Source organism: Streptomyces sp. 5-10 (assembly GCF_014712245.1).
GTDB lineage: Bacteria > Actinomycetota > Actinomycetes > Streptomycetales > Streptomycetaceae > Streptomyces > Streptomyces violaceusniger.
In genome coordinates this window covers 24,684-46,787 of the sequence record NZ_JACVYG010000054.1, presented here as the reverse complement: position 1 = coordinate 46,787, position 22,104 = coordinate 24,684, and the positions used below count along the sequence as shown (strand labels likewise).

Here is a 22,104-nt window from a genome sequence, read left to right as displayed (position 1 = left end):
CGTCGGCCTCGGCGGGGCCGATCCCCCTGTCGGGGTGAGCCCCGCCGGTCCGACGGTAGCGGCGCCGCGGCCCGGTGACGGCCGCACATCAACAACTCGGAAGTGGGGCTTGTCCGCTACGGCTGCCAGTCGTCCAACTCGCTCGCGAGCTGGTCCAACTCGTCCTGGCCGATCTCGATCAGGTCCATGTCGGACGGGGTGTGGCGGACGGCCTGGGGAGTGTCGGCATGCCGGGCCAGCGCCTCCAGGGCGCGGACGAAGGTCTCCGCGAGATCCCGCACCACGGCCTCCTCCAGCAGCGCCGAGGGCCACTGCCAGAGCACCGACAGCTCCGGGCCGCCCCTGCCGTCCTGTGCGGAGGAGGTGACCTCCAGCGCGTGTGCGACCGGCATGCCCGGGTCCTCACCGCCGACCGCACCCGCCTCGGGGGCCAGTGCCCAGTCGGCGGCCTCGGGCGCGGCCGAAGTGTCGAAGCGGCCGAGGTAGTTGAAACCGATCTGCGGCTCGGCCAGGTTCCGCAGCGAGGGCGCGGTGTCCGGGTTCAGATGGCGCAGCAGGCCGTAGCCGACCCCGTTGTCCGGGATCGAGCGCAGTTGCTCCTTCACCCGGGCGAGGATGTCGCCGAGGGCCGCCCCGCCGGTCCACACCTCGCCCCACGCGACCCGCCCGGGGTCCAGCCGCACCGGGTAGACGCTGGTGAACCAGCCGACGGTGCGGGACAGTTCGGCGTGTTCCACGATCTCCTCGCGGCCGTGCCCCTCCAGGTCCACGAGCAGCCCCCGCGTGGGCCCGCCGAAGCGCCGCCGGCGCCAGTCGGCCACGGCGAGGGTCAGACCGGTGAGCAGGACGTCGTTGACCGACGCGTTGAACAGGGCGGGCAGCCGGGTCAGCAGGTTCGAGGTGATGTCCGCCGGCAGGGACAGGGCGATCGTGCGCAGGGTGCGGGTCAGGTCCCGGTCCGGATCGAGGGTCAGCTCGGCCATGGGGGCCGGGGCGTCGGCGAGCCGGTGCCGCCAGCCGGACAGTTCGGCGATGCGCTCCGGCCGTGCGGCCTCGTCCAGGAGCGCCTGCGACCACCGCCGCAGGGAGGTGCCGACCGGCTGGAGTTCCGGTGTGCGTCCCTTCCGTACCGCCTCCCAGGCCACCGCCAGGTCGGGCAGCAGGATCCGCCAGGACACCCCGTCGACGACGAGGTGGTGCACCGCGAAGAACAGTCTGCCGCGCTCCTCGGGTCCGGCGTCGAACCAGACGCACTGCACCATGGTGCCGTCGTCGGGGGCGAGCCGGTCCAGCGCCGCGTCGCTGTGCTCGGCGAGCACCGCGCGGCGTTCGGCGTCGTCCAGGCCGGTGATGTCGACCCGCCGGATCAGGTCGCGCGCGGGCACCGCGCCGCGGTCCGCCACCACCAGGGTCCACTCGTCTCCGGTCCGGTTCAGCCGGGCCCGCAGGGCGTCGTGGTGGTCCAGCAGCGCCTGTACGGTCGCGGCGAGCCGCTCCTCGTCGAGCGCGGCGGGAGCCCACAGCAGCATGGACTGGTTGAACCGGTCGATCGGCCCGTTCCGGTCCCGCGTCCAGCGCATGATCGGCGTCGCCGGGATCTCTCCGATGCCCGCGCCCGGGCCCTCCGCCGCGGCCTGCGCGACGGCGCCCGCGGCGGCCGCGAGGGCGGCGACCGTCTGGTGCCGGAACACGTCCTTCGGGGAGAAGGCCAGCCCGGCCGTGCGCGCCCTGGCGACCAGCTGGATCGAGACGATGCTGTCGCCGCCGAGGTGGAAGAAGTTGTCGTCCACGCCCACCTCCGGCAGGCCGAGCACCTCCGCGAACAGCGCGCACAGCAGCCGCTCCGGTGCGGTACGGGGCGCGCGCAGCGTCGTGGCCCGGGCGAAGTCGGGTGCCGGCAGGGCCGCCTCGTCGAGCTTGCCGTTGACGGTCACCGGCAGGGCGGGCAGCGTGACGAAGGCCGACGGGACCATGTAGTCGGGGAGTGTCCGGGCCGTGTGCGCGCGCAGCTCCTCGACATCCGCCTCGGCGCCGTCCGCGGTCACCACGTAGGCCACCAGCTGCCTGCGGCCCGGCTGGTCCTCCCGGACCCGCACCGCGGCCTGGCCGATCTCGGCCCGCGCGAGCAGGGACGCCTCGATCTCGCCCGGCTCGACGCGGAAACCACGGATCTTGACCTGGGTGTCGGCGCGGCCCACGTACCTCAGGTCGCCGTCCGTCCCCCACCGGACGAGGTCCCCGGTCCGGTACAGCCGGGATCCGGCGGGGCCGAAGGGGTCGGCGACGAAGCGCTCGGCGGTCAGGTCCGGCCGGCGCAGATAGCCGCGCGCCAGACCGGCCCCGCCCACGTACAGCTCCCCGACGACCCCGGGCGGCACCGGCCGCAGCGTCGCGTCCAGTACGTACAGCCCGGTGCCGGTGACGGGACCGCCGATGGGCGGCGCCTGCGCCGGCTCCAGGGGTCGGCTCATGCTCGCGCACACCGTGGTCTCGGTCGGCCCGTACGCGTTGATCATCCGCCGGCCCGGTGCGAACCGCGCCACCAGCTCAGGGGCGCAGGCCTCGCCCGCCACGATCAGCGTCATGCCCGGGGGAAGCCCGTCGTCCGGCAGGACGGCGAGCGCCACCGGCGGGATCGTCGCGTGGGTGACCGCGTGACGGGCCAGCACCTCGATGAGATCGGCCCCGGGGGCCAGCCGTTCGGCCGGGGCGAGAACCAGGGCGGCGCCCGACAGCAGCGCCATGCACAGCTCCCAGAACGCCGCGTCGAAGCTGGGCGAGGCGAACTGCAGCACCCGGCTGCCGGGGCCCACCTCGAACCGCTCGACCTGGGTCGCCGACAGAGCGGCCACGCCACGGTGGGTGACCACGACGCCCTTCGGCCGACCCGTCGACCCCGAGGTGTAGATCACATAGGCGGGGCTGTCCGGCGACGGGGCGGGCATCCGGCCGGCGGGCCGGGCGGCCTCCTCGGCCGCCGTGTCCCCGGCGTCGAGCAGCAGCCGGGGCACACCCGGCCCGGGCAGCCGCCCGGCCACCTCACCGGTCGTCAGCAGCAGGGCGGGTCGGCTGTCCCGGAGCATGGCGGAGACGCGGTCGGCCGGGTACTCCGGGTCCAGGGGCAGATAGGCCGCCCCCACCCGCATCACCGCGAGCAGCGCCACGATCAGCTCGGGCGAGCGCGGCATCGAGACCGCCACGATGGTCTCGGGCCCGATCCCGCGGGCCGCCAGCAGCCGCGCGACCCGCTGTGCCCGCGCGTCCACCTCGGCGTAGGACAGCTCCTGGTCCTCGAAGACCAGCGCGGGTGCGTCGGGGGTACGGGCCACCCAGCGGGCGAACAGCTCGGGCACCGTCACCGCGGGCACCTCGCGGCCCGGGGCGTTCCCGCCGCCCAGGACGCGCTCGCGTTCGCCGGGCAGCAGCACATCGAGCCGGTCGACGGGCGTTTCGGGGTCGGCGGTGACCGAGGCGAGCACCCGCGCCAGCCTGGCGGCCAGCAGCTCGACGGTCTCCCGCTCGAACAGATCGGTGCTGTAGGAGATCACTCCGTCGAGGCCCGCCGGAGCGCCGTCCGGCCCATGGGTCTCGGTGAGGCTGAAGGACAGGTCGAACTTGGCGACGTCGAGGCCGAACGGCTGGGGCGCCGCCGCCACGCCCGGCAGGTCGAGGACGGCCTGGGCGTTGTTGTCGAGGGTCAGCATCACCTGGAACAGCGGATTGCGGGCGAGCGACCGCTCGGGGTTGACCAGTTCGACCAGCCGCTCGAAGGGCAGGTCCTGGTGGGCGTACGCGGCCAGGTCGGTCTCCCGGACCCGGTCCAGCAGCTCCACGAAACCGGGGGAGCCGGAGACGTCCGTCCGCAGGACCAGCGTGTTCACGAAGAAGCCCACGAGGTCGTCCAGGGCGTCGTCGGTGCGTCCCGCGATCGCCGTGCCGATCGGGATGTCCGTGCCCGCGCCGAGCCCGTTCAGCAAGGTGGCCAGGCCCGCCTGCACCGCCATGAACAGGCTGGCGCGGTGGGCCCCGGCCAGGGCGAGCAGGTTCCGGTGCACCTCGGCGTCGATGCGGATGGGCACCACGCCGCCCGCGTAGCTCGGCGTCGGCGGGCGCCGGTGGTCGGCGGGCAGCGCCAGTTCCTCCGGGGCACCCTCCAGGGTGGCGCGCCAGAACGCGGCCTGCCGGGAGATGGTGCTGTCCGGGTCGTCCTCGCTGCCCAGCACCTCGTGCTGCCACAGGGTGTAGTCCGCGTAACTCACCGGCAGCGGGGCGAACTCGGGGGCGCGGCCCTGGCTGCGGGCCGCGTAGGCGGCGGACAGATCACGGCCGAGGGGGGCCATGGACCAGCCGTCCCCCGCGATGTGGTGCACCACGAGGAGCAGGACGTGGTCGGCCGGGCCCAGGGCGAACAGCCGGGCGCGCACCGGTATCTCGGTGGCGACGTCGAATCCGTACCCGGCGGCCTCGGTGATCGCCCCGGACAGCTCGTCCTCGGTGATGTCGACGACGGGCAGCTCGGGGGTCACATCGAGCACCACCTGGCGGGGGCGGCCCGCGACCTCCGGGAACACGGTGCGCAGGCTCTCGTGCCGGGTGACCACGTCGGCCACCGCGGCGGCCATCGCCGTCCGGTCCAGGGGGCCGGTCAGTCGTACGGCGACCGGAAGGTTGTAGGTCGCGCCGGGGCCCTCGAACCGGTTGAGGAACCACAGTCTGCGCTGCGCGAAGGACAGCGGCACCTCCTCCGGCCGCTCGCGCACCGTCACCGCCCGCCGGGCCCGGTCGGCGACGCCGACGCGTTCGGCCAGCCCCGCGGGCGTGGGCGACTCGAACAGGTCGCGGACGGTGAGCTCGGCGCCGAGCGTCGAGCGGATCCGGCTGGTCAGCCGGGTGGCGAGCAGCGAGTGGCCGCCGAGGTCGAAGAAGTTGTCGTCCACCCCCGCCTCCGGCAGGCCGAGCACCTCCGCGAACAGCCCGCACAGGGCCGCCTCCCCCGGCGTGGACGGGGCCCGCCGCTCGGCGTCGTCGGGTACCGGAGCGGGCAGCGCCCGGCGGTCCAGCTTTCCGTTCGGGGTCAGCGGCAGGGCGTCCAGGGCGACGAACGCCGAGGGCACCATGTAGTCGGGCAGCGCGGCGCCCAGGTGCTTGCGCAGTTCGGCCGCCTCCGGAGCGGTCCGGCCCGCCGCCGGGACGAGGTAGGCGACCAGTCGCCGTACCCCCGGCCGGTCCTCATGGACGGGCCGGTCCTCACGGACGAGTACCGCCGCCGAAGCGAGGTCCGGGTGCGAGACCAGCGCCGCCTCGATCTCTCCGAGCTCGATCCGGAAGCCGCGCACCTTGACCTGGTGGTCGGCCCGGCCCATGAACTGGAGCCGGCCGTCCTTGCCCCAGCGCACCAGGTCACCGGTGCGGTAGAGGCGGGAGCCGGCCGGGCCGAAGGGATCGGCGACGAAGCGCTCCGCGGTGAGCCCCGGCCGCTTCAGATAGCCGCGGGCCAGCCCCGCGCCGGCGAGGTACAGCTCACCGACGACGCCCGGGGGCACCGGGCCCAGCGTGTCGTCCAGAACGTAGACCCTGTCGTTCCACACCGGGCGGCCGATCGGCGCCGCGGCGGGCCAGTCGCCGGGGTCGGCGGGCAGGGTGGTGCCGGTGACCACATGGCTCTCGGTGGGCCCGTAGTGGTTGTGCAGCCGCAGCCCGGGGCGAGCGGCGCAGAAGGCACGCAGCCGCGGCGTGAGCGCCAGGGCCTCGCCCGCCTGGGCGATCGTGCGCAGTCCGGCGAGCGGGACGCCGTTCTCCAGCGCGGCCTCCGCGACGGCGTCCACGACCAGGTTCGGGGCGTACAGCTCATTGATCCGCGTCTCGTCCAGCCACCTGGCGAAGGCGGCCGCGTCCCGGCGCGTCTCCTCCTCGGGGATGACCAGCGTCTTGCCGGTGAGCAGGGTCGCCAGGATCTCCTGGGCGGAGACGTCGAAGCTGATGGCGGTGAACTGCGCGACCCGTGACTCGGGCCCGCCCCGGACCTCGGCGTGGTGCCAGGCGACCAGGTTGGTCATGGCGCCCGCAGGCATCACCACGCCCTTGGGGCGGCCGGTGGAGCCCGAGGTGTAGATGACGTAGACCGGATGGTCCGGGTGGAGCGGACGGGTACGGTCCGCGTCGGTGGGGTCGGTGCCCGCCTGCCCGGCCAGGAGGGCGGCGGTCTGAGGTGTGTCGAGGGCGAGGACCGGGGCCCGGTGGCCGTCCGGCAGCACCCCGGTCCGGGTCAGCACCACCGACGGCGCCGCGTCGGCCAGCATGAAGGAGACGCGCTCGGCCGGGTACGCCGGGTCGATGGGCAGATAGGCCGCTCCGGTCTTGAGCACCGCGCACACCGCCACCAGCAGCTCCGCCGAGCGCGGCAGCGCGATGCCGACCGTGTCCTCCGGTCCGGTGCCCCGCGAGATGAGCAGGTGTGCCAGCCGGTTCGCCGCCGCGTTCAGCTCGGCGTACGACATCTCCGTGTCGCCGTGCACCACGGCCGTGGCGTCCGGCAGGGCGCGCGCCTGCCGCTCGAACAGCTCCGGGAGCAAGGCGCCGTCGAGCTGGTGCGCGGTGTCGTTGTAGATGGTCAGCTGGCGGTGGCGCTCGATCGGGTCCAGCAGGTCCAGGGAGCCGATGGGACGCTTGGGGTCCTCGGCCGCACCGGCCAGTACGCGGATCAGCCGGTCGGCGAGCCGCTGGACGGTCTCCCGGTCGAACAGGTCGGTGCTGTACTCGATCCACCCGGCCAGACCGTCCGGTGCGCCGTCGGGTGTGCGCTGCTCGACCAGCCCGAAGAACAGGTCGAACTTGGCCAGGCCGCCGAGGTGTTCGTAGGGGTCCACCCGCAGGCCCGGCAGCGCGAGCTCGGCCGGGCGGTTGTTCTGCACGGTGAACATCACCTGGAACAGCGGGTGGCGGGCGAGGGAGCGCTCGGGGTTGAGCTGCTCGACCAGGCGCTCGAACGGCACGTCCTGGTGGGCGTACGCGGCCAGGTCGGTCTCCCGCACCCGCTGGACCAACTCGCGGAAGGTCGGGTTGCCGGAGGTGTCGGTGCGCAGGACCAGCGTGTTGAGGAAGAACCCGATCAGTCCGTCGACGGCGTCGTCGGTGCGGCCGGCGATCGGCGTACCGATGGGGATGTCGGTGCCCGCGCCGGACCGCGACAGCAGCACCAAAAGACCGGCCTGCGCCACCATGAACAAGCTGGCCTGGGAGGTACGGGCGATGGTGAGCAGCCGCTTGTGCAGCTCCTCGTCCAGGTGGAACGTCACGGTGTCGCCCGCGTAGCTCGCCACCGCGGGGCGCGGCCGGTCCACCGGGAGGTTGAGCTCGTCCGGGATCCCGGACAGGGCGGTCGACCAGTAGGCGAGCTGCTGGGCGATCGCGCTGTTCTCGTCCGCCTCCTCACCCAGCACGCGCTGCTGCCACAGCGTGTAGTCCACGTAACTCACGGGCAGCGGGTTCCAGGACGGCTCGGCGCCCTTCAGCCTGGCCGCGTAGGCGAGCGAGAGGTCGTGGCCGAAGACACCCAGCGACCAGCCGTCCCCGACGATGTGGTGCATCACCACGAGCAGGACGTGGGTGTGGGCGCCGGTACGGAAGACGCGCACCCGGAGCGGGAGTTCTTCGTCCAGCCGGAACCCGGCGGTCGCCTCCTCGTTCAGTACCTCGTCCAGCCGCTCCGGGGCGCCACGGAGATCCACCAGGGACAGGTCGAGCTCGGCCTCGGCGGGGTCCAGCACCCGCTGGTAGGGGTCGCCGTCCACGTCCGGGAACACCGTCCGCAGGCTCTCGTGCCTGGCCAGGACGTCGTGGAAGGCCTGCCGCAGTGCGTCCAGGTCCAGTTCACCGGTCAGCCGTACGGTCAGGGGGACGTTGTAGATCGGCTTCGCGCCCTCGAAGCGGTCCAGGAACCACAGCCGGCGCTGGGCGAAGGACAGCGGTACCCGCTCGGGACGCGGGCCCGCCTCCAGCGCGGGCCGGCCGTCCACGGCCTGGTGCAGCCGGCGGGCGATCCCGGCGGGCGTCGCCGTCTCGAACACCGCGCGCAGCGACAGCTCCACGCCGAACACCGCGCGTGTCCTGGTGACCAGCCGGGTGGCCAGCAGCGAGTGGCCGCCGAGCTCGAAGAAGTCCTCGTCCACGCCCACCGTGGCCACGCCGAGCAGTTCGGCGAAGAGCGCGCACAGGATCTCCTCCTGCGGGGTGCGCGGCCCGCGCCCGGCCGGCTCGGCCGCGCCGCCGGGCTCGGGCAGTGCCTTGCGGTCCAGTTTGCCGTTGGGGGTGAGCGGAAGGGCGTCGAGGGCGACGAAGGCCGAGGGCACCATGTACTCGGGCAGCGAGGCGCCCACGTGTTCGCGCAAGCCGACGGGGCCGGGCACCTCTTCCCCGCCCACCGGCACCAGGTAGGCGACGAGCCGCTTGTCGCCGGGGGTCGGTTCACGCACCACGACCACCGCACGGTCGATCTGCTCGTGCGCGGCGAGGACCGACTCGATCTCACCCAGCTCGATCCGGAATCCGCGGATCTTCACCTGGTCGTCGGCCCGGCCGGCGAACTCCAGCACGGCACGCTCGCCCTCGGTGTTCCAGCGCACGAGGTCGCCGGTGCGGTACATCCGCTCGCCCCCGTCGCCGAACGGATCGGCGACGAAGCGCTCGGCGGTCACACCGGGCCGGTTCAGATAACCGCGCGCCAGGCAGGGGCCGGAGACGTACAGCTCCCCGATGACGCCGGGCGGCACCGGCCGCAGCGCGCCGTCGAGCACCCGCAGCCGCGCGGTGCCCAGGGCGGTGCCGATGGGCGGGGCCACCGCGCCGGAGAGCGGCTCGCTGAGGGAGACGCACACGGTGCTCTCGGTCGGCCCGTAGGCATTGATCATCGTGCGGTCGCCGGACCACGCTTCGACCAGCTCCGGCGCGGATGCCTCACCGCCGACCACCAGCAGGCGTATCGACGGCAGATCGCCCTCGGCGAGCACGGCCAGCGCGGCGGGCGGGATGAGCGCGTGCGTGACCTGGTGCTCGGCGACCAGGTCGACCAGTGCCCGGCCGGGCCGCAGCCGTTCGGCGGGGGCGAGCACCAGCGTGGCGCCGGTGAGCAGTGCGGTGTAGGTCTCCCAGACGGCGGCGTCGAAGCTGGGCGAGGAGAACTGCAGCACCCGGCTGCCGGGCCCCGCTCCGAACCGCTCGACGTTCGTGGCGACCAGACCGGCGATACCGGAGTGCGTCACCATGACGCCCTTGGGACGGCCGGTGGAACCGGAGGTGTAGATGACGTAGGCGGGGTTGGCGGGCGCCGTCGCTCCCCGCCGCTCACCCGGCTCCACATCGGTGTCCGGCCTGGCGTCGGTCTCGCGGACGGTGGCCGGGTCGTCCAGCAGCACGCGCGGCGCGGCGCAGACGTCGGGGATCACCCCCGCCGACGCGGCGGTGGCCAGGACCAGCGCCGGGCCTGCGTCGGTGAGCAGATAGGCGATCCGGTCCGCCGGATAGGAGATGTCCACCGGCAGGTAGGCCGCGCCCGCCTTGAGCACCGCCAGCATGGCGACGACCAGCTCGGGTGAGCGCTCCAGGGCGAGGGCGACCACCCGCTCCGGCCCCGCGCCCCGGTCGATCAGGGTGCGGGCCAGGCGGTTGGCGCGGCGGTCCAGTTCGGCGTAGGAGAGCGTGAGGCCTTCGTAGGCGACGGCGACGGCGTCCGGATGCCGGCGCACCTGTTCGGCGAAGAGCGCGGGGATGGCGTCACCGGCCGGCAGCGGCCGTGCGGGCGCGCCGAGGGCGAGCATGCGGTCGGTCTCGGCGTCGCCCAGGAGCGGCAGTCGGCCGATCAGCTGCTCCGGATCGACCGCGAAGGCCTCGAAGAGGCGGCGGAAGCGTTCGCCGAGCACCTCGATGTCGGCGGGCGAGAAGATCTCCTGCCGGTAGCCGAAGTGCAGCCGCAGCCCGTCGCCCGGCAGGGCCGCGATGCTCAACGGGTAGTGGTTGGCGTCGGTGCCCTTGGCGCCCGTCAGCGTGAGGTCACCGGGCAGCTGGGGCAGGTCGTCCCCGCCCATGGGGTAGTTCTCGGTGACGGTGAGCGTGTCGAACAGGGTGCTGAGCCCGGCGGCCCGCTGGATGTCCGGCAGGCTGAGGTGGTGGTGTGCGACCATTCCGGCCGCCTGGCGCTGCACCCCGGTCAGAAGGGACAGCAGGCTCTCCCCAGGACGCACCCGCACCCGGACCGGCACCGAGTTGATGAACAGGCCGACCATGTGCTCCGCGCCCTCCAGCTCGGCGGGACGCACGGATACGGTCGAGCCGAACACCACGTCGTCACGGCCGGTCAGCTGCCCCAGTATCAGCGCCCAGCAGCCCTGGAACACCGCGCTCAGGGTGAGGTCGTTGCGCCGGGCGGTCTCCCGCACCCGGGCGGCCAGCTCGTCGGGCATGGCGATGACCTGCTCGGCCGGCACGACCTGTGCCCCGGTGTCGCCGGGCGCGATGAGCGTGGGCTCCTCCACGTCGGCGAGCACGGTACGCCAGGCGTCCTCCGCCGCTGCCCGGTCCTGCCGTTCCAGCCAGTTCAGGCAGGCCCGGTACGGGGTCGCACGCGGCAGGTCCGAGTCGTCGCCACGACGGTGGTAGATCTCGAACAGCTCGTACATCAGCCGGGCGGTGGACCAGCCGTCGAGCAGGATGTGATGCGAGTTGAACATCAGCCGGTGGGTGCGCTCCCCCAGCCTGATCAGAGTGAAGCGCAGCAGCGGTCCCGCCGACAGGTCGAACCGGTGCGCCGCCTCCTCGGCGGCGAGCCGCTCCAGCTCCCGCTCCTGGGCCCGCTCGTCGAGTCCGGTGAGGTCGACCTCCCGCCAGGGCACCGGGACTTCCCGGGGGATCACCTGGACCGGGCGGCTCAGCTTCTCGTACCGGAAGCCGGCCCGCAGATTCGGGTGCCTGCGCAGCAAGGTGGCCACCGAGTCGCGCATGGCCGAGGCGTCCAGGGCGCCGTCGAGGTCCATGAAGATCTGCGCGACGTAGACATCGAGCTCCCCCTCCCCGTACAGGGTCTGAAACAGCAGACCTTCCTGCAGCGGCCACAGCGGAAGGACGTCATCGATGGCTGCTCGCGTCATTATGGAACTCTCCACTCGTCATTCCGGGGTCGCCGACAAAAAGGGGGGGTTCGGCCGACTGCCACCAGCCTGGATCGCCCCGAGTCTTGTGTCCGGCCGGTCCTGCGGCAACGGCGCTGCAAAAACTTCGTTTTGCGCGTGGAGGAGCGCGGAAATGCCCACATCGAAGAATTCTCACTGCCGCTGACCGGACCGGTGAGCCGTGCTGTCATCGGTACGGCCGCGTGCCGTCAAGCGCCCGCGGGCCGCTACCCGCACCGCGACTTCAGGGAGTACTGGTGACGAACACCGGCACGCTGTCCCGTTACTGGATGTTCAGCGACGAGTACACGCAGGATCCCTATCCCTTCCTCGCCCAGTTGCGCGCGGAACAGCCGGTGTGCCGGGTGGAGACCCCGGACGGGGTGCGGGCCTGGGTGGTGAGCCGCTACGACGACGTCCGTGACGCGCTCGCCGACCCCCGGCTCGGCCGGGACATCGGCAAGCTCTACGCGGCGCTGGGCAAACAGCTCGGCCAGGAGATCAAGCCCGCCGACGAGATCAGCAACCACCTGGCCAACTCCGACCCGCCGCGCCACACCCCGCTGCGCAAGGCGCTCACCTTCGCCTTCACCCCCAAGCGGGTCAGGGGGCTGCGCGACGGCTGGGAGAAGGTGGTCGACGACCTGCTCGATACGATGGTGCGGACGGGCAACCAGGACCTGGTCTCCGGGCTCAACGAGCCCCTCCCGATCATCACCATCGCGCAGCTGATGGGCGTGCCCGACGCCGACTGGCCGCGGTTCCTGGTGTGGACGAACACCCTGCGCCGGGTGGACGCCAGCGATCCGACGGGCATCATCGCCGAGCACACCCGGCAGTTGTCGGACTACCTCAAGGCGCTGATCGCGGCCAAGCAGCGCGAGCCCCAGGACGATCTGATCTCCGCGCTGGTCCACGCCGACGAGGACAAGCGGCTGACCGCCGCGGAGGCGCTGTCCACCGCGTTCGCCCTGATGACCGGCGGCAACGACACCACCACCAGCCTGCTCAACGGCTCCTTCGCGGCGCTGCTCACCCATACCGGCGAGGCCGACAAGATCCGGGCCGACTGGAGTCTGCTGCCGAACGCGGTCGAGGAGCTGCTGCGGTTCACCAGCCCGCTGATCAACTCCCTGCAGCGGGTCACACTGGAGCCGGTCGAGCTGTGCGGGGTGAAGATCCCCAAGGACGAGATCGTCATCATCTCGCTGGCCGGGGCGAACCACGATCCGCACGCCTTCCCCGACCGCCCCTCGGAGCTGGACATCACCCGTCCCAAGCCCGCGCATGTGAGCTTCGGATACGGAATCCACTACTGCCTGGGCTCCCATATGTCCAAGGCGCTGACCGAGCTGGCGATTCGACGGGTCTATGAACGCTTTCCCGGTATCCGGCTGGCCGTGCACCCCTCGGAGGTGCGTTATCGGCCCGGGCTGATGGTCCGTCCGATGATCGACCTGCCGGTGCGTTTCTGAACGGCGCACAGCAGCGACACCGCCCGGGGCCCGCCGTCAGCGCGCCCCGGGCTCTTTTCTTTCGCTTCCCGGAGGACTCATGGATTTCAGTCTGTTCTACTTCGCCAACAACGACGCCGAGGAGCGTGACCGTTATCGGCTGCTGCTGGACGGCGCCCGGTTCGCCGATGAGAACGGCTTCACCGCGGTGTGGACCCCCGAACGCCACTTCCATCCGTTCGGCGGCCTCTACCCGAACCCCTCGGTGACGGGCGCGGCGGTGGCGGCGGTCACCAAGCGGGTCGCGGTGCGCGCCGGAAGCGTCGTGGCGCCGCTGCACCACCCGATGCGGATCGCCGAGGAGTGGTCGGTCGTGGACAACCTGTCGGGCGGCCGGGCCGGGGTGGCGCTCGCCTCGGGCTGGCACGCCGCGGACTTCGCGCTCCGCCCGGAGAACTACGAGACCCGTAAGTCCGGGCTGATGGAGACGGTCGAGACCATCCGCCGGCTGTGGCGGCGGGAGAGCGTGTCCCTGGTCGACGGGGCGGGCGAGACGGTGGAGCTGACCATGTTCCCGCCGCCCGTCCAGCCCGAGCTGCCGATGTGGCTGACCAGCGGCGGCACTCCGGCGACGTTCACCCTGGCCGGCGAGAACGGCATGGGGATGCTGACGCACCTGCTCGGACAGGAGATCGACGTCCTCGCCCAGCGCATCGGCGAGTACCGCCAGGCCTATCGGGAGAGCCGGTCCGGGACGGACGGCCGGGGGCATGTGGCACTGATGGTGCACACCTTCGTCGGCACCGACCGCGAGGCCGTGCGGGAGACCGTGCGCGAGCCGTTCTCCCGCTATCTGGCCAGCTCCTTCGACCTGCTGATAAAGGCCGCCGAAGCGGTCGGCGCCCAGGGCGCGGCCATGTCCCGCGAGCTGAAGAGCATGGGCCCGGAGGACCGTCAGTTCCTCGTCGCCCAGGCCTTCGACCGGTACTTCGAGACCAGCGGGATGTTCGGAACGGTCGAGGACTGCATGGCGATGCTGAAGCGGCTGAAGGACGCCGGCGTGGACGAGGTGGCCTGTCTGGTCGACTTCGGTGTGGCGACCGATCAGGTCGTCGGCGGCTTCGAGCACCTGGCCCGTCTCCACGAGACCTGGCGCGCGCACGTGGGGAACTGACCTACGCCGGCCCTGCCCCGCGTTGGCGAGCCGTGGTTCGACCTCCGTGCAGCGGGCCAGGTCGAGCGAAGCCCGGACGGCCGGTGGTTCCGGTCGTCCGGGCTTCGGTGCGGGCGGGCGCGGGGCCGCGCGGGGCGGGTCAGCGGGTGGCGGCCCGCTCGTAGGCCCGGTTGGCCAGCGGGACGACCACGATCAGCAGGGCCACCACCATGATCAGCGAGGCCGCCGCCGGATGCCGCAGCGGGAACGCCGGATCGGCGCCATTGCCCGTGGGGTTCCCCCACAGTTCGCGCATCCCGGTGGTCAGGGTGGTCACCGGGTTCCACTCGGCCACCGGACGCACCCAGCCCGGCAGGTTCTCGGCCGGGTAGAAGGTCGCCGACAGGAAGGTGAGCGGCATGGTGATCACCATGGCCACCGAGTTGACCGCCTGGGGATCGCGCAGCAGCAGCCCGATGAGGCAGCCGAGCCACGCCGTGGCGTAACCGAGCAGCAGCAACAGCCCGAAGCCCGCGAGCGCCTTCAGGGGCCCGCCGTGGATGCGCCAGCCGATGATCAGGCCGACGGAGAGCATCGCGGTACAGGAGATCGCGTTGAGCACCACATCGGAGATGGTCCGGCCGAGCAGCACCGATCCCTTGCCCATCGGCAGCGAACGGAACCGGTCCACCAGGCCGTTGGAGAGGTCCTGGGCCACCCCCACACCGGTGTTGATGACGCCGGCCAGCATCATCTGGGTGAAGATGCCCGCCATGATGTACTCGTGGTATTCGCCCTCCGGCACGTTCATCGAACTGCCGAAGAGATAGCCGAAGAGGAACACGAACATGATCGGCATCAGGGTGACGCTGAGGATCCGCTGCGGTGCCCGCTTCAGATGCCGCAGATGGCGGCCGGCCAGGGCCAGCGCATCGCTCAGGACATAGGTGGTCATCGGCTCGTCGCCTCCAGTTCGGCCTCGGGTCCGGCTCCGGTCAGCTCCAGGAACACGTCGTCCAGCGAGGGGCGCCGTACGAGGAAGTCGACGACCTCCACCGAGGCCCCCTGGAGCTCCGCCGCCGCCGCGGAGACACCGGCGATACCGGTCTCCAGCGCGACCGACACCCGCATCCCGCTGTCGTCGACGGCCGGCGGGGCGGAGCCCCGTGCGGAGATCCGGGCCAGCGCGGCCCGGGCGGCCTCCACCATCCCGGCGGTCCGTACGGTGATCTCCAGCCGCTCGCCGCCGACCTTCTTCTTCAGCTCGTCGGGCGTGCCCTCCGCCGCCACCCGCCCCTTGTCGATCAGCGCGATGCGGTGGGCGAGGTGGTCGGCCTCCTCCAGGTACTGGGTGGTCAGCAGCACGGTGACGCCCTCGGCGACCTGTTTGCGCACCATGTCCCACAGCGCGTTCCTGCTGACCGGGTCCAGACCCGTGGACGGCTCGTCCAGGAAGATCACCGGCGGGTTCCCGATCAGGCTGGCGCCCAGGTCCAGCCTGCGGCGCATACCGCCCGAGTAGGTCTTGACGACCCGGTCGGCGGCGTCGGTGAGGTCGAACATCTCCAGCACCTCATCGGCGCGGGCACGGGCCCGCTTGCGGCCCATGTGCAGCAGCGTGCCCATGAGCACCAGGTTCTCGCGACCGGTCAACTCACCGTCCAGCGCGGCGTACTGACCCGTCAGCCCGATGCTGCGGCGCACCTCGTGGGCCTGGCTCAGCACGTCGTAGCCCGCCACCGTCGCGGTGCCCCCATCGGGCTTGATCAGCGTCGACAGCGTCCGCACCGTGGTCGTCTTGCCGGCGCCGTTGGGGCCCAGGAGCCCGTAGACCGTGCCTGCCTCGACGGACAGGTCGATGCCGCCCAGCACCTCGTTGTCGCCGTAAGCCTTCCGCAGACCCGCCGCGGAGATTGCGATATCCATCAGACTCCTCATCATCGGCCGGTACGCCGGTCCGGTCCGCCTCGCTCAGCCGAGCCGGACCGGCAGTGACTCCAGCCCCCGGGTCAGGTTCACCTCGCGGCGCAACTCCGTCGGCGCCACGGCCAGTTCGATCCGCGCGAAGCGGTCGAGCAGCGCGCCGACGGCGATCTCGGTCTGCAGACGTGCCAGGGGCGCGCCCATGCAGTGGTGGATGCCGTGGCCGAACGCCAGATGTCCGCCGGCCTCCCGGCGGATGTCGAACCGCTCGGGGTCGGCGAAGCGCTCGGGGTCGTGATTGGCCGCGCCGAGCGAGACGATGACGAACTCGTCGGCCGGGACGCGTACGCCGCCGATCTCCACCGGTTCCGAGGTCACCGAGAGCGTGCTCAGGTGCAGCGAGTTGTCATAGCGGCAGCACTCCTCGATCGCGCCCCGCAGGAGGGACCGGTCCGCGCGCAGGGCGGCGAGCTGGTCCGGGTGGCGCAGCAGGGCGAGCACACCGTTGCCGATCAGATGCGCGGTCGTCTCGTACCCGGCCACCAGCAGTTGGAAGACCATCGACACCAGCTCGTTCTCGCTGAGCCGGTCCTCGTTGTCGCGCGCCTGGATCAGCCCGCTGATCAAGTCGTCGGCGGGGGCGGCCCGTTTGGTGGCGATCAGCCCGGTGAGGTAGTCCGCCATCTGTTCGGCGATCCGGTGCATCTCCTGCGGTTGGGCGGCCACGGTCAGCGCGTTGGACCACGCCCCGAAGGCCGCCTGGTCCCCCTCGGGAACCCCGATCATCTCGGAGATGACGGTGAGCGGCAGCGGGAAGGTGAACGCCTTCAGCAGATCCACCTCGCCCTGCCCGGCGATGTCGTCGAGCAGCCGGCCGACCGTGCGCTCGATGCGCGGGCGTAGCGCCTGGATCTGCCGCACGGTGAACGCCTTGGCGACCAGCTTGCGCAGCCGGGTGTGGTGCGGCGGGTCCATGCCCAGCATGTGCTCCACCAGCATCCGCTGCCCGGGCGACTTCTCGGCGGGCTGCTCGACCGGGTCCACGCCCGCGTGCCTGGCGGCCAGTCGCGCACAGCGCTCCGGGTCCTTGTGCAGCTTCGGCTCGGTCAGCGCGGCGCGCGCCGCCTCATGGCGGAGCACCAGCCACATCGGGGCCCCGCCGAGCACGACCCGGGCCACCGGGGTCCGTTCGCGCAGCCGGGCGTACACCGGGTACGGGTCGCGGATGAAGTCCTCACCCAGCACCTCCGGCGCCTGCATGGTGTCCTCGGCCATGTGTCGGATCCTCTCGGTGGGGTGAACGACGTCTCCGACCCGTTGATAGCAGGCTTTTCCGCCCTTCCCCGGCGCACTTCGAGGACTTCTATCCGGCTCCCGCGGCGCGTGTACCGTGGCTGTCGAAAGCCGCACGGCACTCATGCCGAAGGGGTGCCCGCCGCACGATGGACGGCCGCCGGTTCGGGGAGGGCGGCCGGCGCGGAGCGCTCATCGAGCGTTCAAATGAAGAGAATCGAATAAGCCGTTGCCAGGCTCCGCCAACCACCTTCTCGATCATCGCCGACCGCCCGAAAAGAGGCGATTGACGCGGCCGGCCGGCCTTCTCGGCGGTACGCCCCCCACCGCCTTCCACCTGAATTCCGAACCCGCGCCTTTTCCGCTATAGAAGAATTCTTGGCGGCCCATGGCACCGCTCCCCGGTGCCGGTACCGTGCGATTCCACGAGTTGCACACACATGTGTGGCGAGGCAATCGTCGGATGGGGAGCATCGTGACCGCGCATGACGTCGAGTACATCGAGATCTACACCAGCGATCAGCGGAAAACCACGGACTATTTCGTGTCCGGCATGGGTTTTCGGGAAGAGGCCCAGTGCCGGACCGATGCGCTGGAATCGATCCTGCTCCGCCAGAAGGACATCCAGCTCGTCATCACCTCGGGACCGCATACGGCCGACTTCCTGGCCGAGCACGGTGACGGCATCGCCGATATCGCTTTCGCCTGCGAGGACCCCCTCGCGGCCCGGAAGGCCGCCCTGGCCGCCGGTGCCGGCGATCTGACCTCGGGCAACCCGGCCGGCCCCGCCGTCTCCGGCTTCGGCGCCGTCCGCCACACCCTCCTCCAGCGCTCCGCCGACCAGCCGCACGGGCTGCCCCCGGGCCGGGACTGGGTCATGTCGCCGAAGGGTGCCCCCCGGGCCGGCACCGCCACCGAGCTGCGGCTGCTCGACCACATCGCGGTCTGTCTCGACGCCGGCACCCTGCACGACACGGTCCGGTACTACATCGACGGATTCGGCTTCGAGGAGTACTCCAGCGAATACGTCGCCGTGGGCGAGCAGGCCATGGACTCCATCGTGGTGCGCAGCCCCTCGTCCGGGATCACCTTCACCATCATCGAGCCCGACAGCACCAAGAAGCCGGGCCAGATCGACGAATTCCTGGAGCGGAACGGCGGCCCGGGGGTGCAGCACCTGGCGTTCCTCGTGGACGAGATCATCCCGGCCGTCCTGGAGTTCGAGACCCGGGGCATCGAGTTCCTGCAGACCCCCGGCACCTACTACGACGCCCTCGCCGAGCGGATCGACAACCTCGACGAGGCGATCGCCGATCTGCGCAAGACCAATGTGCTGGCCGACCGCGACGAGTGGGGCTATCTGCTGCAGCTCTTCACCCGCTCGCCCTTCGAGCGGCGCACCCTGTTCTTCGAACTCATCCAGCGCCACGGGGCCCAGGGCTTCGGAAGCTCCAACATCCGCGCGCTGTACGAGGCCGTCGAGCGCGCCCGGGCGGCCACCTCGTGACCGGCCGCACGGCCCCCTCCGGCGCCTCCCGGCCGCCGCTGTCCCTCCAGGAGTACGCCGAGCGGGCCCGCGGCCGACTCGGCCCGGCGGTCTGGGACTTCATCGAGGGCGGGGCCGGGGAGGAGCGGACGCTCGCCGCCAACCGGGCGGCGTTCGACCGCACCCGGCTGAGTCCCCGGGTCCTGACCGGGTCGGGTGAGTGCGACCCGTCCACCACGGTCCTGGGGCGGCGGTGGGGGGCGCCGGTGGCCGTGGCACCCATGGCCTACCACACGCTGACGCACCCGGACGGCGAGACGGCCACCGCGCGGGCCGCGGGCGCGGCCGGTCTCCCGCTCGTGGTGAGCACCTTCGCCGGGCGGACCTTCGCGGAGATCGCCGCGGCCGCCACCTCGCCCCTGTGGCTCCAGGTCTACTGCTTCCGCGACCGCGCCACGACCCGGCGGCTCATCGAGCACGCCGAGGCCGCGGGCTTCGAGGCCCTGGTTCTGACCGTCGACACCCCGCGGCTCGGCCGCCGGCTGCGCGACCTGCGCAACGACTTCCGGCTGCCGCCGCATATCGTGCCCGCCAACCTGCCCGCGGACGAGGCCGATTACTCGTCCCCGTCCGAGCACGGCCGCACCGGCCTCGACCCCTCGCTCGACTGGTCGGTCATCGCCTGGCTGCGCTCGGTCAGCCGACTGCCCGTCCTGGTCAAGGGCGTCATGACCGCCGAGGACGCCCGGCGCGCGATCGCCGCCGGCGTGGACGGCATCGTGGTCTCCAACCACGGCGGACGGCAGCTGGACGGGGCACCGGCCACCCTGGACGTGCTCGCCCCGATCGCCGCCGCCGTGGCCGGCCGCTGCGCCCTGCTCCTGGACGGCGGCGTCCGCCGCGGCCGGGACGTCCTCGCCGCCCTCGCCCTGGGGGCGGACGCGGTGCTGCTGGGCCGCCCCGTACTGCACGGACTGGCCGTGGCGGGCGAGGAGGGCGCGGCGGGCGTCCTGGACCTGGTCCTCGACGAGCTGTCCGAGGCCATGGCGCTGACCGGCACCGCCACCGTCGCCGACGCGGACGCCTCGCTGCTGGCGGTGCCGGCGGACACCTCCCGCACGGAGCACCCGCACGCCGGTGTGGCGGGCGCGTCCCTGCCGACCGCGCCCGAAAGCACCGCAACGGCCGGGCTGCGCAAGGAAGACCTGCACGCCAGCGTGTCCGATCCGGTGCTGGACACCATGAACTTCCTGAACGAGATCACCGGCCGCTACCCGGACGTGGTCTCCTTCGCTCCGGGGCGGCCGTACGAGGAGTTCTTCGACAAGGACGAGATCCTCGATCACATCCGCCGCTACCTCGACCACCTGGCCGCGGGCGGCGCCTCGGACGACGCCATCCGCACCGCGCTGTACCAGTACGGCCCGACCGCGGGCCAGATCCGCGGACTGATCTCCGACTCGCTCCGCGCCGACGAGGGCATCGACGCCCCGCCGGACGCGATCGTGGTGACGGTGGGCGCCCAGGAGGGGATGCTGCTGGCCCTGCGCGCGCTCTTCGCGGCCCCCGGCGACGTCCTGCTGGTCGCCAGCCCCTGCTACGTGGGCATCACCGGAGCCGCCAGTCTGCTGGGGGTGCCCGTGCATCCCGTCGAGGAGCGGGCCGACGGTCTTGACGTGGCCGATGTGGAGGCCGCCGTCCTCGCCGAGCGGGCCCGGGGCCGCCGCCCGCGCGCCTTCTACGTGGTGCCGGACCATTCGAACCCGTCGGGCAACACCATGTCCCGGCGCGCCCGCGAGGAGCTGCTGGAGCTCGCCGCCCGGCACGATCTGCTGATCCTCGAGGACAGCCCGTACCGGCTGGTCAGCCCCGGCGTCCAGCTGCCCACCCTGAAGTCGATGGACCACGCGCGGCGGGTGATCCACCTCGGGTCGTACGCGAAGTCGGTCTTCCCCAGCGCCCGCGTCGGATTCGTGGTCGCCGACCAGCCCGTGCGGGACGCGTCGGGGGCCGAGAGCCTGCTCGCCGACGAACTCGCCAAGGTCAAGAGCATGGTGACGGTGAACACCCCGGCGCTGAGCCAGGCGGCCGTCGCCGGTGCCCTGCTGGCCTGCGGCGGCCGGCTCACCGAACGCAACGCGGTGCCCGCCAAGCACTACGGCGAGGCGCTCCGCGTCACCCTGGAGCAACTGGACCGCCACTTCCCCGAAGACGTCCGCGACCGGCTCGGCATCGGCTGGAACCGGCCCAGCGGCGGCTTCTTCCTCACCGTCCGGGTGCCGTTCCCCGCCGACAACGCCGCGCTGCTGCGCTCGGCCGAGGACCACGGCGTCATCTGGACGCCCATGGCCTACTTCTACCCCGGCGCCGGCGGTGAACGGGCCATCCGGCTCTCCTTCAGCTATCTGAGCACCGCGGAGATCGAGGACGGCATCGCGCGGCTCGCCGCCTTCCTCCGGGCGGAGACCGAGCGCTCTGGAACCACCGGACCCACCCCGGGACGTGATACATGAGGACCGCCGTCGTCGTCGGAACCGGGCTGATCGGGACGTCCATCGCCCTCGCCCTGAGTCGCCGGGGCGTCCTGGTGTACCTGGACGACGCAGACACCACGGCCGCCAGGACCGCCGAGGCCCTGGGGGCGGGCTCGCTGGAGATGCCCGCCGGGCAGGCGGACCTCGCCGTCCTCGCGGTGCCGCCCGCGAGCATCGGCACCGTGCTCGCCCGCTGCCAGCGGGACGGGCTGGCACACACCTACACCGATGTGGCCAGCGTCAAGGTGCGGCCGCACGAGGAGGTCCGCGCGGCCGGCGGCGATCCGTCCCGCTACATCGGCGGACATCCGCTGGCCGGTGCCGAGCGCTCCGGTCCGCTCGCGGCCCGCGCCGACCTCTTCGAGGGCCGCCCCTGGGTGCTGACCCCCTCGCCCCTCACCGATCGCTCGGCGCTCAACCGGGGGCTGGAGCTGGTCTCGCTGTGCGGTGGCGTCCCCGTCCTGATGGACACCGACGCCCACGACCGCGCCGTCGCCCTGACCTCGCACGCCCCGCATCTGGTCGCCTCGATGATGGCGGCCCGGCTGGAGCACGCCGAGGCCGAGCACATCCGGGTGTCGGGACAGGGCCTGCGGGACGTCACCCGCATCGCGGCGGGCGAACCCGCCCTGTGGAGCGACATCCTGACCGCCAACGCCGACGCGGTGGCCGACGTCCTCGACGACTACGCCAAGGACCTGGACCGGCTGATCGCCGTCCTGCGGGCGCTGCCCGGCCCGGAGTCCGAGGCGCGCCGGCAGGCCGCCGCCGAGCTCCAGGAGTTGCTGCGGCGCGGCAACCGGGGCCACTCCCGCGTACCGCACAAACAGCGTTCGCAGCCCGCCGAGTACATGGCGATCCCGGTGGCCGTCCCGGACCAGCCCGGAGCGCTGGCCCGGCTGTTCTCCACCGTCGGCGAGGCCGGGGTCAACATCGAGGACGTGCGCATCGAGCACTCCCTCGACCAGCCGAGCGGCCTGGTCGAACTGCTCGTGGAGTCGACCTCCGTCGCGGGCGTACGGCGGGTGCTGGACGCCAACGGCTGGACCATGCGGGAGAAGCCACTGCTGGTGGGCGACGCCTGACGCTCCCGGACCGGCTC

General features: G+C 72.3%; 9 protein-coding genes. 5 read left to right on the top strand and 4 right to left on the bottom strand.

Features of this window, described 5'->3' with window-relative positions; translation table 11 throughout:
* Positions 1 to 116: 116 nt before the first annotated feature.
* Positions 117 to 11,138: a non-ribosomal peptide synthetase gene (locus tag IEJ02_RS39070; protein WP_191069126.1), complete on the bottom strand. Its 11,022-nt coding sequence runs from the start codon at positions 11,136 to 11,138 to the stop codon at positions 117 to 119.
* Positions 11,139 to 11,416: 278 nt separating this feature from the next.
* Between IEJ02_RS39070 and IEJ02_RS39065 the strand changes: the two genes are divergently transcribed.
* The gene (locus tag IEJ02_RS39065) at positions 11,417 to 12,634 is read left to right on the top strand and encodes a cytochrome P450 family protein (protein WP_191069125.1); all 1,218 of its coding nucleotides are present in this window, start codon (positions 11,417 to 11,419) and stop codon (positions 12,632 to 12,634) included.
* A gap of 79 nt (positions 12,635 to 12,713) precedes the next feature.
* Positions 12,714 to 13,787, top strand: coding sequence for an LLM class flavin-dependent oxidoreductase (locus IEJ02_RS39060; RefSeq protein ID WP_191069124.1), 1,074 nt, complete (start codon positions 12,714 to 12,716; stop codon positions 13,785 to 13,787).
* Positions 13,788 to 13,926: 139 nt separating this feature from the next.
* On the opposite strand, the gene IEJ02_RS39055 is transcribed toward IEJ02_RS39060, so the two are convergent.
* The 3 genes from IEJ02_RS39055 to IEJ02_RS39045 are packed head-to-tail and all read right to left on the bottom strand — an operon-like array spanning position 13,927 to position 16,964.
* Positions 13,927 to 14,721 carry an ABC transporter permease gene (locus IEJ02_RS39055; RefSeq protein ID WP_191069123.1) on the bottom strand — a complete coding sequence of 265 codons (795 nt, stop codon included), beginning with the start codon at positions 14,719 to 14,721 and terminating at the stop codon, positions 13,927 to 13,929.
* Positions 14,718 to 15,692, bottom strand: coding sequence for an ATP-binding cassette domain-containing protein (locus tag IEJ02_RS39050; RefSeq protein ID WP_191069122.1), 975 nt, complete (start codon positions 15,690 to 15,692; stop codon positions 14,718 to 14,720). Before IEJ02_RS39050 ends, IEJ02_RS39055 begins: the two co-directional genes overlap by 4 nt.
* A 45-nt stretch (positions 15,693 to 15,737) precedes the next feature.
* Positions 15,738 to 16,964, bottom strand: a complete 1,227-nt coding sequence (locus tag IEJ02_RS39045) for a cytochrome P450 family protein (protein WP_191069121.1) — start codon at positions 16,962 to 16,964, stop codon at positions 15,738 to 15,740.
* A 493-nt stretch (positions 16,965 to 17,457) separates the two neighbouring features.
* Between IEJ02_RS39045 and hppD the strand changes: the two genes are divergently transcribed.
* The 3 genes from hppD to IEJ02_RS39030 are packed head-to-tail and all read left to right on the top strand — an operon-like array spanning position 17,458 to position 22,087.
* Positions 17,458 to 18,489 carry a 4-hydroxyphenylpyruvate dioxygenase gene (gene hppD, locus IEJ02_RS39040; RefSeq protein WP_317986031.1) on the top strand — a complete coding sequence of 344 codons (1,032 nt, stop codon included), beginning with the start codon at positions 17,458 to 17,460 and terminating at the stop codon, positions 18,487 to 18,489.
* Entirely contained in the window at positions 18,486 to 20,981 is a 2,496-nt protein-coding gene (locus tag IEJ02_RS50575) for an aminotransferase class I/II-fold pyridoxal phosphate-dependent enzyme (protein WP_191069118.1), read from the top strand. The genes hppD and IEJ02_RS50575 overlap by 4 nt, the downstream gene beginning before the upstream one ends.
* Positions 20,978 to 22,087, top strand: coding sequence for a prephenate dehydrogenase (locus tag IEJ02_RS39030; RefSeq protein ID WP_191069117.1), 1,110 nt, complete (start codon positions 20,978 to 20,980; stop codon positions 22,085 to 22,087). The genes IEJ02_RS50575 and IEJ02_RS39030 overlap by 4 nt, the downstream gene beginning before the upstream one ends.
* Positions 22,088 to 22,104 lie beyond the last annotated feature (17 nt).